This is a genomic window from Vibrio hippocampi (genome assembly GCF_921292975.1).
In the GTDB taxonomy this organism is placed as follows: domain Bacteria; phylum Pseudomonadota; class Gammaproteobacteria; order Enterobacterales; family Vibrionaceae; genus Vibrio; species Vibrio hippocampi.
Genome location: NZ_CAKLCM010000002.1, coordinates 2,386,140 through 2,398,502, shown reverse-complemented (window position 1 = coordinate 2,398,502; position 12,363 = coordinate 2,386,140). Strand labels below are relative to the sequence as shown.

The following is a 12,363-nucleotide window of genomic DNA, read 5'->3' as shown; positions in this document are numbered from 1 at the left end:
TGTTATGTCGGAAAAGAAAGGGACCGTTTTGTCTGAATTTGAAGCCAATTATCTAACTGAAGAAGTGATCGCTCAATATCTCGCGGATCATCCAGACTTCTTTAAAGACCGAGAGTCGTTAGTTGAGACCCTGTCCTTACCTTGTCATCAACAAGGTACGGTTTCATTAGTTGGTGTCCAACTGCAAAGACAGCGCGAACGTATCGAGGCACTAGAAGAAGAAATCACGACCTTAATGTCTCTGGCAGCACGCAACGATAAAACCTTTTATGAGTTTATGGCTCTGCAAGAGGCGCTATTGAAGTGCAGCAACTTGCCGAGTGTGGTGAGGGCGATTGAAGCCACTGCCCATGACTTAGGCTTGAAAGGCTATGTCAAACTGTTAAACCATAAGGACGACACTCATGCTATCTCTATGGAAAACTGGCAACGCTTTAATACTAATCATTTGAATGGTAAAGCGGCCTATTTAGGACGACTGAGACAGGCAGACCGACAGCTATTATTTGGTCAACACCCAGTGCCAGAAATGGGCTCTTATGTTGTCATGCCTTTGAAGCGTCAGTTTGCTCAAGGTTTCTTGATTTTTTCCAGTGATGAAGGTGGGCATTTCCAACCTGATATGGATACTCTATTCTTAAGACACTTGGCTATGCTAGTTTCTTACCTGTGTGAGAGCCTAGAATGGCAATCAAATGAGGATGTTCATGTCGAATCCCACACTGCCTGACGGTCTTGCTCAACCCCTTGAGCGTTTTTATCAATACCTACATAGCGAAAAAGGCTTAAGTCTGCATACCCAGCGCAACTATCGCCAGCAACTTCATACTATGGCAGAACATTTGGCAACCATGGGGGTGAAAAATTGGCAGCAAGTGGATGCTGGTTGGGTAAGACAACTAGCCAGTAAAGGCATGCGTGAGGGAATGAAAGCCAGTAGTATTGCTACTCGACTCTCGTCACTCAGAAGCTTTTTTGATTTTCTTATCTTGAGAGGTGAGTTGAGTGCGAACCCTGCTAAAGGGGTCAGTGCACCAAGAAAGCAGCGCCCTTTACCCAAAAATCTCGATATTGATGAAGTCACTCAGTTACTTGAGGTGAATGAGGACGATCCTTTAGCCATTCGTGACCGTGCCATGATGGAGTTAATGTACGGTGCTGGTTTGCGCCTAGCTGAGATGATCTCGATTAACGTTAAGGACATTAACACCTTTAGTGGTGAAATCCGTGTCATCGGTAAAGGTGACAAGGAGCGTAAAGTTCCGTTTGCAGGCAAAGCGACCGAATGGGTGAAGAAATGGCTGAAGGTAAGAAGCCAGTTTGCTAAATCGGAAGAGAAAGCACTGTTTGTCTCTAAGCTTGGGCAGCGAATTTCCCATAGAAACGTGCAAAAGCGTATGTCGGAGTGGGGACAAAAACAGTCCTTAGCGAGTCATGTCAGTCCCCATAAATTGCGCCATTCGTTTGCGACTCATATGTTAGAGTCGAGCAGTAACCTAAGGGCGGTGCAGGAGTTGTTGGGGCATGAAAATATTTCTACGACTCAAATTTATACCCACCTTGATTTTCAACACTTAGCTCAAGCGTACGATCAGGCTCACCCAAGGGCTCATAAGAAAAAGGACGACTAAATGCGCTTTTATCGCAATATACCGACGGTTCAGGCCATGACCTTTGATCTTGATGACACCTTGTATGATAACCGCCCTGTCATCCAACGAGTTGAGACGTTAGCGGCAGAGTGGCTGTTTAGCCAACATCCAATCAGTCAAAACTGGACCAAGCAGCAGTGGCAGGACTGTAAACAGCAGGTTTTAAAGCAAGATGACACACTTAAACACGATGTTACCCGTTGGCGCTTTCAGCAACTAAGACAGGGTTTGGGGCATTTGGGTTACGATGATCCTAAAGCTCAATCCGTAGCACAGCAGTTGATCGACATGGTGTTAACTTGGCGCAATGAGTTTGATGTTCCATGTGAAACACACGACGTTTTATCTCAATTGAGTCGCAATATGCCTCTTGTCGCTATTACCAATGGCAATGTTAACGTAGAGAAGATTGGCTTGAGTCACTATTTTTCATTAATACTTAAAGCGGGTCCTGACGGTCGGGCAAAACCAGAGGCGGATATGTTTGATAAGGCGGTTGAGTTTCTAGATCTGCCCAAGCAGCGTATTTTGCATGTCGGCGACCACTGTGTCACGGATGTGGGGGGCGCGAAAAGACATGGGCTACTTGCCTGCTGGTTCAATGATAGAGGCGTGACGCCATTAGAAAGCTCAAGGCTTAAGGTGTTACCTGATATTGAAATATCCTCGCTATCATCTCTATTAACACTACTTCCTTAACGACGACTCTACTCACCAGTGATAACACGGATAGATAGCACCGCAGTTATACGGTGCTATTTTTGTACTGATGACCACTTCGTTCCGCTTGGAAGCAAGCTAGGTAATAATTAAAGAAGGTCATCATCTTGTCTGATTGAGAGGCGTCACCGAGCTGTTCTACCATCTGAGCCGCGACCTCGTAAGTGCATAAATTGCCTTTCTCTTGATTACGTCTCAAGGCGTAACTTGATTCAGTATTACTGCTGATCATCACCTTAGGCAATTGCTTGAGTTCAGGTGTTCTATTTAGCATTTTTTTCGCTTCCTGCCAGGTAGCGTCAAGCACAATAAACTGTGCTTGAGCGATCTCATCAACCGATAAGTCATTGAAGGCGCGACTGTCGTCATCAGGAAATAGCAACATGGGGATACGATCGCTTGCAAGCGCCTGAATAGGCTGTTTGCGTTGCCAGATCTCTACTTCGCAGTGCTTCAATACCTTTTTTGCCAAATGACCAGTGTTCGTAGCTCGGAGTAACTCGTTCTCATGGGTGAGCAAGGTGATATAAAGATCACAAGCGATCTTGGGGATCGCTTGGCAGTAGCAGTTGTGGATAAGTCCACACTGTTTACAAGCGGCGATCATTGAGCCAAGCTCTTGAATAGCACTAAGCCGCCATCAGCGATGGGGTAGAGGATCTCTCCCACCCTTTCATTTTTGGCGATCAGCTTGTCAGCCTCCAAAGTAAACACCCGTTGAGAGACCAAATATTGTTGCTGGTGCCTTGTCATAACCACCAGTACTTGTTTGTTGTTGATCTGCTGCCAAAAGCCACGCTCTTCAATGGCGGGAGTATTGTCACTATATTCATACCGCACCAGTGCCGAATGATCGGTATCTAGATCTAGAGAGACGCTAACCCCCTGTGATTGCGTTGATTGTGCCGTGTAGTTTCCACTCCAGACAAGTGTTGGATCTTGGTTAGATAAGGTTGCACACCCTTTGTAATTGCCGTCGGTGACCGATAGAGAAGCCGCCCAACCGTATAGAGAATCACTCATACCATCCTGACATATCTCATGACTCATGATGAGATTGGCATTGTCGAACTCATAGCGACGGTAATCCGTTGAGCGTTGTGCTTGCTTGAGGAGCAGATTGGTTTTCTCGCCCCCCATCTTAGAAAATTGTGCCTGTTCAGCCTTTTGAAACTCTAATGACCAAAAAGGCTCATTACCAAACACACGGGTCGAGCGCAAAGGCGTCTTACAACGGTTTGGATTCTCAGCGGATAATATATTGATCTGTTCAACCACAAATCGAGCGGTGTAATCGGAGTCAAAGCCTCGGTGGCTTGGTGCTTCAAGATGCCCAATGACTTCCGCATACATCGGCTGGTAAGGAGAGGTGGTCAAAGCGGCGGCTAGGGGTTTGATGTCTGCGGGCAATTGCAGCCAATATTGATGTTGGCTGCCACAAGGCTGGATGGTTTGTACTTCATGACCGATCACCGCCTGACCTCGCAATACAAAAGAAGGGGTGGTAATGGAATCAGGTTGTGCAAGTTCTGCCAATGGTGTTTCAGAGATGTTTTCATCTCCTTGAGGCTTGAATACAGAACACGCTTGCAGCAGTATAAGCGGCAGAATAGTGAGCGCAATTCGCTTAAATTTCATAGTGATTTTCCTGAATCCATTTTACGGTGTGAGTAATTTTTATTATGGCATATTGGTTATTTAAAACAGAGCCCGACGAGTTCTCGATTGACACACTACGAGTTAAAGACGTAGCGTGTTGGGAAGGGGTGCGTAATTATCAAGCACGGAATATGATTCGAGATCAGATTGCTGTGGGTGATTACGTGTTTATTTACCACTCTTCTTGCAAACAGATAGGCGTCGCGGGTATTGCTCAAGTGACCAAATCCGCGTATGTGGATCACTTTCAGTTTGACCCAAGTAGTGACTATTTCGATCCCAAATCCGATCCCGAAAAACCACGTTGGCTAATGGTAGACATTCAGTTTGTGGAAAAGTTTGCTCGAATTGTTCCACTGAGCTTGCTCAAGACTCTGCCTGAGTTGCAGGACATAGCACTAGTGAAACGGGGAAACCGACTTTCTGTCATGCCGGTTTCCGAATCTGAATGGCAGGTGATTTTAAAGCAGGCTCGATCACTCTAAAGAGTGTACAACGCTGTTGTTGTAAACTCATTGCTTTAAAAAACTAATGACTTCAAAAAAACTAATTGCTTTCGAACTATGGCTTTCAAAACTATGGCTTTAAAAACGACCATTGGAGCGCTATCGCTGCAGTAGGTGCTGCTCTAAGTATTGGGCTACCGCATCGTGCTGGTTGGAGCCGATCACTTCATTGTCAGGTAGTGCGGCTTTCACTTTGTTATGTGCCGTCTCCATAACCAGTCCTTTACCTGCCATAGAGAGCATTTCGACATCATTCATGCCGTCACCAAATGCAATGCAGTGATTGAGTTCGAAGCCTAATTTCTGCGCCACCATATCCAATGCATGACCTTTCGAGACACCACTCGCCATTACTTCCAAACACCAAGGGGTCGAGAAAGCAATCGCCAGTTGATCACCAAACGCTTGCTGGAGTTTAGTCTCAATGCCCACCAAATAGTCGTGGTCGTGCTCGGGATGAGTAACGAATATCTTAGCAATCCCCGCGGTTGGTGCATTGGCGGAATCGAACATCTGATAGCTATAATCTTGGTCAGCATGGTATTGGCGCAAGTGTTCATCTTCTCGGCTTACCCACCAGATATCATCTTGGTAGATATGCACCATCAGATGCGGCTCCGCCATGATATTCACGATTGCCTGAACCATTTCTGGTTGGATGTTCTCTGCTAACATCAGGTTATCTTCAATATCGTGTACGCGTGCGCCATTTGAGGTGATCATGTAGGCAGGGATCCCAACGGACTGTCGAATGCCTGCAACATCAATATGGTGTCGACCCGTGGCAAAAATAAAGTTATAGCCTTGTTGATGAAGCGCTTTGAGGGTCTGTTTAGCATAGTCACTTAACCGATGGTTGGGTGATAGCAGCGTCCCATCAAGATCAGAAGCAACAATTTGGATGGACTGATGGTCAAAAGAATCGTTAATTTGGCTCATAATGTTCTCTATTTTAAACCCAGTCCAAAGTTGCGGGGAATGACACTGGACCGGGGATTTTGAGGGTATGTTATTGAAGCAAGACCATTGTATAAGAAACGGGTAGCAAGAAAGAGGGTAAACCTATTATGGTGAGACTTTCCCTATTTTCTGATGGAGCTGCGCTTAGCTTATAAAAAACTGACTTATCGCTTCCAATGCAGGGTTACGATATTGGTCGGCTTCAAACAATATTTCATGTTTCGCTTCGCTCACAGAGAGCAATTGACACGAAGAATTGCTGGCTTTGAGTTTAGAGATAAACTCATCTTGAGCTTGGTTGCTCACAATCGTGTCAGCCCCGGCTTGAACTAGCAGTAGAGGGATAGTGATTTGTTCCGAGTGCTGGAGGCATTTTCGGGAAGAAACCAAGCCTTGCCAAACCCAGCGAGTACTTGGACCACCCAGTTTCATCTTGGGCTTTTGCTCATACAACTCGCGGAACCAACGATAGCGAACCTCACTTTGTGATAGCGGGTTGTCAGCAAAAGGTTTTGGGTTGTAACCCTTGTACCCGGGCGCGTAGGTAGGTTTTGAGTTGCCGTAGGTCATCGCTTGAGCCACTAACGCGGCGATGGGTTTGAGATACCAAGCTAGGTTAACCCCATACATAGGGGCACTGAGGGCGATTTTACTGAATGGATGATGGGCACGAGTCTGAATGTAACGCGTGGCTATGTTGCCGCCCATAGAATGAGCCAGTAGATGGCATTGTTCATATTGAGCTAGATTGAAGAGTTCAATGATCTCGTCCATATCCTGTAGATAATCATCAAAGCTTTCCACATGTCCCATTTCTGGATTGGGTGCCATACGGTCGGATAAACCTTGTCCTCGATGATCGAACGAGTAGATGTTATACCCTTGTTGAAACAGATCAAAAAACAGCTCTTGGTATTTATAGCTTGATTCAATTCGCCCATTGACAACAAAAATTGCCTTAGTGTTTGCTTTGTCAGTGATATGACACCAGAATACATTTACCTTATCACGTGTCGTATGAAAACCTTCTTGGCGTTTTGCCCAAAATGGTGCAATCTGTTTCATCATAACGTCAGTGAAATTATGTTCTTGAGTAAAGGTAAAGTGATCGCCAGTTGATGTTGTCATGGGTGATTCCGTTGTTTGATTCTCATAAAAGCGACGCATATTGAATAGGTTGTGGGTCATCGCTGGTGTCTACCGCCTAAGGATAAGATGAAAATCGTAGTAAGGAAATGAAATGGATTATCATATTTGGCTCGCTTATGTCGTTACCGCTATCGTATTTAGCTTAGCTCCGGGGTCTGGGACGGTGAACTCTATTAGTAATGGTATTAACTACGGAACCAGAAAGTCCTTAATGGCGATAGCGGGTTTACAGCTTGGTTTGTTGTTTCATATTGTTCTCGTTGGCGCGGGTATCGGGGCGATTGTGGCTAAATCTGCGATGGCTTTTACCGTCATTAAGTGGGTTGGCGCGTTTTACCTAGTTTGGTTAGGTATTCAAAAGTGGCGTGATAGAAGCGCCTTGACTACTCAGATAGAAGATAAACCGCTATCCGCATTCTCGATGTTAAAAACCGCTTGTTTTATTAATCTCACCAATCCCAAGTCGATCGTCTTTTTGGTGGCACTTTTTCCACAATTTATAGACCCGAAAGGTGATCAAGCTAACCAACTTCTTATCTTAGGCGCGACAACTATTATTATAGATGGCATGGTGATGCTTGGTTACACGTCTCTTGCTGCGCAAATGGGACGCTTTATTCGCTCACAGAAAGCGATGACAAGAATAAATAAGTTATTTGGCTCCATGTTTGTTGGCTGTGCTGCGTTGTTAGCCACAGCTAAAGCTTAGATTAGGAAGTTATGGAAGCATTCACTACTTACGTTGCAAGACAACCTATTTTCAATGCTCGTTCAATGACCATTGGTCATGAGTTGCTGTTTCGCGATGGCGAAAACAATGCTTTTCCCACCCATGTAGCGCCAGACCGTTCAACCTATCGACTAATTGCAGAAAATTATCTATCGGTAGGGCAAGAGGATGATTCTAAATCTCGATGTTTCATTAATTTTCCTCATCAAAGCTTAGTTCGACGTTTGCCACTCAGTCTTCCCAAAGACACTATCGTGGTTGAAGTGCTTGAAACTTGTACTCCAAATGATGAACTGCTCGAGGCTGTCCGTGAGTTGCGCCAAAACGGCTACTTGATTGCGCTTGATGATTTTGCTTTTAGCGAAGAGTGGGAGCGATTCTTACCTTTTGTCCATATTGTTAAGCTTGATGTGATGGCTATGGGGATAGATAAAGCCTGCGAGTTTGTTGTGAAGCAGCAAAAACAGGGAAGCTCACGCCGTTATCTCGCTGAAAAAGTGGAAACTGACCAAGATTTTCAAGCGGCGAAGCAGGCCGGTTTTAGTTTTTTTCAAGGGTTCTTTTTTAGCAAGCCGATCATAAAAAAACAGGTTTATGTGAGCTCAGAACAGGTGGTTGCCATGGAGTTGTTCCATCAAGTGTGCCTACCTGAAGTGGACTTTGACCGCATCGAGCAAATTGTGTCTAAAGATGTGACTCTGTCTTATAAGCTACTCAAGTTTGTCAATAATATGGGCAATCGACTGGAGACAGAAATCTCATCATTTCGTCAAGCACTCGTCTATCTTGGGCAAGAGCAGTTAAAGCTCTTTGTGTCTCTGGCTGTCGCTTCTTTTGTTTCTCGTGGTAAACCGAAAGCGTTGTATGAACTCTCTCTACAGCGAGCGCACTTTTGCCGCTTAATGAGTCGTCATGAAGGGTTGCGCTCACATAGAGAGCAGGCTTTTATGATCGGTCTATTTTCAATCCTTGATGCCATTATGGACATTCCGATCGCTCAGCTGATGAAAAAAATCCCTCTTGCGGAAGATATCAAGATGGCTTTGCTACGACGCGAAGGACCGTATGGTCAGCTATTGTTGCTTGGTGAGTGTTTTGAATTGGCTGATTGGCAAGGTATGGAAAAACTCAGGGTGCAACTGGGTGTGACTCAAGATGATGTGTTTGCTGCGTTGGCAGATGCTCAGAACTGGACTCAAAAAATGCAGGCTGCTTCCGTTTAGTCGTTATAGTGAGTTTCTTTCGACTAACCGCTCTCAGCTCGTTGAACTTAACCAACAGCGTTAAACCAACGGAGCTGACCGTTCCTAAGTTATTTGAAACTTGAGTTATTTGATATTTAAGCTATTTGATATCTAAACTACTTGAAGTAAAAAATCGTGGAAGGAGTACTATTTCCTTCCACGATTTTTAATGGCTCTGATTGGCTGGTAAAGCATCTAAGATATTTTGATAAGCGACTCGATGGGCTGTCTCTGTAGGTAGTGCATTGAGAAGTGGGAACCAAAGCGCTAATGAGGTGTATTGGTAATCAAAAGAGCCAACAACATCACTGCCGATCATAAACCTATCCGGATAGTCGTTCACCAGTTTAAGCCAGCGTTTGTCTACTTTCCCTTTTGGTATCATTACATCCGCCAAGGACCAAGACGCCAATATTGATAGGTTGGGGTAGTCCGCAAGCAACTTAGAGACGGTAGAGTACAGGAACGCCATATCGAGATTACGTGTTAGTGTCGCTGTAGTGCCGGCATGCGCCCAAATAAAGTGAGTGTCTGGGTGCTGATGCAGCACCTGCTTTAGCTCATCAAGATAAATAGGCTGATTTTCTCGCTGGGAAGTGATGTTGGTGTGCAACAACACGGGAAGTTGATGCTTGGCGGCTAGCGTGTAGACCTTGGTCAAGGCTGGATGATTCGCTCTTGGCTTCTCACCTGGTGTTAATGCAGTCAATAAATCATGTCGCGTAATAATTTCACCAATGCCTTGCCAAAATCCGGGACGATATTCAAGCTCTCGCTCGATATGCTCTGCGGCATTGAGGTCGGTGGTGTTAAAGCCACTTAAGAATGGATGCAGCCGTTTTTGGTCATTTTTAGCAAGAGACTCAATTCCGCGAGCCACTAACTCGTCAGTGTATGAATAGTAATAAACCGGCGTATCATCCCCATAAACAAAGCGCGGTGGCATAGGCTCGGTGCTAGACCACTTTTTGATAACAGGTAAGCCCATGACGATGGAGTGTTCTATATTTAACTTATCCATGTTCGCGATTAGAGCTTGTGTGCCCGCGCTATTTTGGAAGTAGTCAACGAGGTGTACCTCGGCATCATTGATTTTGCCTTGATAGTTTTTTGCGCTGCAAGCTGGAACTATTGCCAAACTAAGTGTCAATATAATGAGTCGATTAAGGGAATGTTTGATCGACATAGAGGTATCCTTACACATTGGTTTGAAAGGTAAATTATCACGACCTTGATGTGGGTTACATCTTTACTTGAATTTACTTAGCTTTAGTCGAATTTTGGCTTTATTTGGGACACAATGATGGAAGTTGATCATCATTGACCACTTAGGCAATGGCCATGATTGAGTGGTAGGAGGAATACGATGTCCGACATTGAACGAGTAGTACTAAGAACAAAGCGTCTTGAAAAGCTGCTTCGTCAACAATATCGAGCCGATGGCAAGGGATTACACCAGTTGGTCACCAGTTGTGAAGAGCGTTTACCGCATCATGTGATCAGTAAGCTGCGTTATATTGCTACGATAAGAAACAAGGTTGTACACGAAGACGATTATAAACTTGAGGATCGCTCCAGTTTCTTGCAGGCCTGCGATGAGTGTGAACAAGAACTGACCCCAAGAAGCAGTCGTTTTATATGGAAAACAGCGGTGGGCTTGATGGCACTCATTACACTCATTGCGCTTGGGTTTTATTATATCCACTGGGAAAAAGTGCAGCATATCATTCTTAAATAATCCTTTGATGTAGCAATAAAGTAGACTCGGTGGTCAAAGACTCGTTACGTGAGAGAGTTCGTCTGGCTCTCGTCTGATTCACACAGTATTAGCCTTTGTTTACCTGATCTAATTGTATAAAAAACCACACAAATCATAAGATAAGTACCATTTTTCATTATTTAAGCTGGACATCACAGTAAGGCCTCATAAACTGGTCGAACTGTGATGTGAAAGGCGGGCTTATGTGGAGTTGGTTAGCGATCTTTTTATCGTGTTTGTTATACCTATTTGCGATAGAAAAAGGCGATAAAACCCGCTGCATTATTTTTAGTTTCCTTTCTCATAGTTTGCTACTTATTCAAATGATTAACAGCAACCCTCACGATCTCTCATGGGGATGGTTTGTCGCGGCGCTCGCCGTTTTCTCGATCAGCAACCTAATTTGGCACGTTTATCACTTAAGAAATATTACTGTGATCGGCTTTTTGGTCGGTGCCTTGATGTATGCAGTGGCATTTGCCATTCCGTTAGATAGCCAACAACTTGTCTTGTGGTTTCCTGTACTGTTTCTCTGCGTTGCCATTGTGACTCTATTGATGCTGCTTCCCAAGTTAGAGTCGTTGCTTATACCCACAACAGTGATGACACTCTGTTTATTGACTTTGGTATGTATGGCGGGAGAGGCTTGGTTAATCGATAGTACAGCGCATGCTTTCTTGGGTTTTGTCGGATCGTTAGTATTGGCGTTGACGGCGATTCTATTTGCTCTCAACGGCTATCGATTCCCGACAAAGCAGGCTCATTATGGGTTAGTTGGCGGGTATTATCTTGCCCATACCTTGATGGTCGCTTCGATATTTGCCTAGCCGATTTGCGCTAGATCATCGCCTTATTATTGCTAATCGCTATGATTCTAGCTTTAGAACACTTCAATTATAACGTTCCAATTATATAGGCACATCATGTCGACAAATGTTCATGCTCACAAAGTACTTAATCTTCTTAAACAACAACCAATGACTCGTGAAAGCTTAGTCGCTGAGGTCAAAGAACAATTTGGTGAAGAAGTCTCTTTCCACACCTGTAGCCGTGAAGGATTTGATTTAGATTCGCTATTTAGCTTTTTTGTTCAAAATCAGAAAGTGGTCGAAAAAGAAGGGGTTTGGCATCTAAACCTAGAGCGTGTTTGCTCTCATTAAGCCTTGTGTGATTATTGTTAAGATAAATAGCCGATTTTAGCTCAGCCTATTGATAATAATGATTTGATGAATGCACCTGTGAACCACTTCAGTATACAATGGCGGCTTTTATTCGCTAGCAGGCTTTACTCATGGATATTCTATCTGCGGCTACCATGCTGTTTCTTATCATGGATCCGCTGGGCAACCTTCCGATTGTCCTCTCTATTCTTAAACACCTAGATCCCAAACGCCGTCGAAAGGTGTTGATTCGAGAACTCTGCTTTGCATTAGTGATTTTGATGCTTTTCTTGTTTGCAGGTAAGAGCATCCTTAGTTTCTTACACGTTGAGCCTGAAACCTTAAGTATCTCCGGCGGTATTATTCTATTTATCATTGCGATTCGGATGATATTTCCTCAGGCTGGCAGCGTCACAGGGTTGGCGGCAGGTGAGGAACCATTTATTGTTCCTATGGCCATCCCGATGCTCGCCGGTCCCTCGGTGATTGCGTCACTTCTGTTGTTGTCATCTCAAAATCCAGATGCATTACAAGAGATGTCCCTAGCGGTCTTGCTTGCCTGGGGAGCGACCTTTTTGATTCTTATGTTCTATGACTTTTTTAATAAGCTGTTGGGTGAACGAGGCTTAAAAGCAGTAGAAAGGTTGATGGGGTTATTACTGGTCATGATCTCCACGCAGATGTTCCTGAATGGAGTGAGGAGCTATATTGGCGGTTAAGGAAATTGCTGGTTAACGAAATGGTTGGTTAACGAAATTGACGGTTAACGAATCTGCAAATCCAATGGATTCAATCTAAAACAGTAAGGCCACCTCAAAAGGTGG

At 44.5% G+C, this 12,363-nt stretch carries 15 protein-coding genes; 10 read left to right on the top strand and 5 right to left on the bottom strand.

What is annotated here, in order from left to right:
• Window positions 1–4 precede the first annotated feature (4 nt).
• Genes L9Q39_RS13125 through yigB form a run of 3 tightly spaced genes read left to right on the top strand, consistent with a single transcriptional unit; the run spans window position 5 to window position 2,351 of the window.
• Entirely contained in the window at window positions 5–730 is a 726-nt protein-coding gene (locus L9Q39_RS13125; protein WP_237485475.1) for a DUF484 family protein, read from the top strand.
• Entirely contained in the window at window positions 708–1,631 is a 924-nt protein-coding gene (gene xerC, locus L9Q39_RS13120) for a tyrosine recombinase XerC (RefSeq protein ID WP_237485474.1), read from the top strand. Before L9Q39_RS13125 ends, xerC begins: the two co-directional genes overlap by 23 nt.
• Window positions 1,632–2,351 (top strand): 5-amino-6-(5-phospho-D-ribitylamino)uracil phosphatase YigB, encoded by a 720-nt coding sequence (yigB, locus tag L9Q39_RS13115; protein WP_237485473.1) that lies wholly within the window; start codon window positions 1,632–1,634, stop codon window positions 2,349–2,351. It begins immediately after the preceding gene.
• Window positions 2,352–2,397: 46 nt separating this feature from the next.
• Here the strand turns inward: yigB and L9Q39_RS13110 are convergent, their stop codons facing one another.
• Both L9Q39_RS13110 and L9Q39_RS13105 read right to left on the bottom strand, forming a co-directional pair.
• Window positions 2,398–2,979 carry a tRNA-uridine aminocarboxypropyltransferase gene (locus tag L9Q39_RS13110; RefSeq protein WP_237485472.1) on the bottom strand — a complete coding sequence of 194 codons (582 nt, stop codon included), beginning with the start codon at window positions 2,977–2,979 and terminating at the stop codon, window positions 2,398–2,400.
• Window positions 2,976–4,010 carry a COG3650 family protein gene (locus L9Q39_RS13105; protein ID WP_237485471.1) on the bottom strand — a complete coding sequence of 345 codons (1,035 nt, stop codon included), beginning with the start codon at window positions 4,008–4,010 and terminating at the stop codon, window positions 2,976–2,978. The genes L9Q39_RS13110 and L9Q39_RS13105 overlap by 4 nt, the downstream gene beginning before the upstream one ends.
• A 44-nt stretch (window positions 4,011–4,054) precedes the next feature.
• Between L9Q39_RS13105 and L9Q39_RS13100 the strand changes: the two genes are divergently transcribed.
• Window positions 4,055–4,516 (top strand): EVE domain-containing protein, encoded by a 462-nt coding sequence (locus L9Q39_RS13100; RefSeq protein ID WP_237485470.1) that lies wholly within the window; start codon window positions 4,055–4,057, stop codon window positions 4,514–4,516.
• Window positions 4,517–4,636: 120 nt separating this feature from the next.
• On the opposite strand, the gene L9Q39_RS13095 is transcribed toward L9Q39_RS13100, so the two are convergent.
• Both L9Q39_RS13095 and L9Q39_RS13090 read right to left on the bottom strand, forming a co-directional pair.
• Window positions 4,637–5,476, bottom strand: coding sequence for a Cof-type HAD-IIB family hydrolase (locus L9Q39_RS13095; protein ID WP_237485469.1), 840 nt, complete (start codon window positions 5,474–5,476; stop codon window positions 4,637–4,639).
• Between the two features lie 165 nt (window positions 5,477–5,641).
• Entirely contained in the window at window positions 5,642–6,625 is a 984-nt protein-coding gene (locus L9Q39_RS13090; RefSeq protein ID WP_237485468.1) for an alpha/beta fold hydrolase, read from the bottom strand.
• 112 nt (window positions 6,626–6,737) lie between these two features.
• On the opposite strand from L9Q39_RS13090, the gene rhtB reads away from it, so the two are divergent.
• Window positions 6,738–7,355, top strand: coding sequence for a homoserine/homoserine lactone efflux protein (rhtB, locus tag L9Q39_RS13085; RefSeq protein ID WP_237485467.1), 618 nt, complete (start codon window positions 6,738–6,740; stop codon window positions 7,353–7,355).
• Between the two features lie 11 nt (window positions 7,356–7,366).
• Complete coding sequence (locus L9Q39_RS13080) at window positions 7,367–8,599, top strand: EAL and HDOD domain-containing protein (protein WP_237485466.1); 1,233 nt, start codon at window positions 7,367–7,369, stop codon at window positions 8,597–8,599.
• 187 nt (window positions 8,600–8,786) lie between these two features.
• Here L9Q39_RS13080 and L9Q39_RS13075 read toward each other — a convergent pair whose 3' ends face one another.
• On the bottom strand, window positions 8,787–9,806 hold the full coding sequence (locus L9Q39_RS13075) for an amidohydrolase family protein (protein ID WP_237485465.1): 1,020 nt from the start codon (window positions 9,804–9,806) through the stop codon (window positions 8,787–8,789).
• A gap of 180 nt (window positions 9,807–9,986) precedes the next feature.
• Here L9Q39_RS13075 and L9Q39_RS13070 point away from each other — a divergent pair, with 180 nt between their 5' ends.
• The 4 genes from L9Q39_RS13070 (at window position 9,987) to L9Q39_RS13055 (ending at window position 12,258) form a co-directional block, all read left to right on the top strand.
• Window positions 9,987–10,358, top strand: a complete 372-nt coding sequence (locus L9Q39_RS13070; protein WP_237485464.1) for a DUF4145 domain-containing protein — start codon at window positions 9,987–9,989, stop codon at window positions 10,356–10,358.
• 224 nt (window positions 10,359–10,582) lie between these two features.
• Window positions 10,583–11,206, top strand: a complete 624-nt coding sequence (locus tag L9Q39_RS13065; protein ID WP_237485463.1) for a lysoplasmalogenase family protein — start codon at window positions 10,583–10,585, stop codon at window positions 11,204–11,206.
• A 96-nt stretch (window positions 11,207–11,302) separates the two neighbouring features.
• Window positions 11,303–11,539: a YecH family metal-binding protein gene (locus tag L9Q39_RS13060; protein WP_237485462.1), complete on the top strand. Its 237-nt coding sequence runs from the start codon at window positions 11,303–11,305 to the stop codon at window positions 11,537–11,539.
• Window positions 11,540–11,670: 131 nt separating this feature from the next.
• Entirely contained in the window at window positions 11,671–12,258 is a 588-nt protein-coding gene (locus L9Q39_RS13055; protein WP_237485461.1) for a YhgN family NAAT transporter, read from the top strand.
• The last annotated feature ends 105 nt before the right edge of the window (window positions 12,259–12,363 follow it).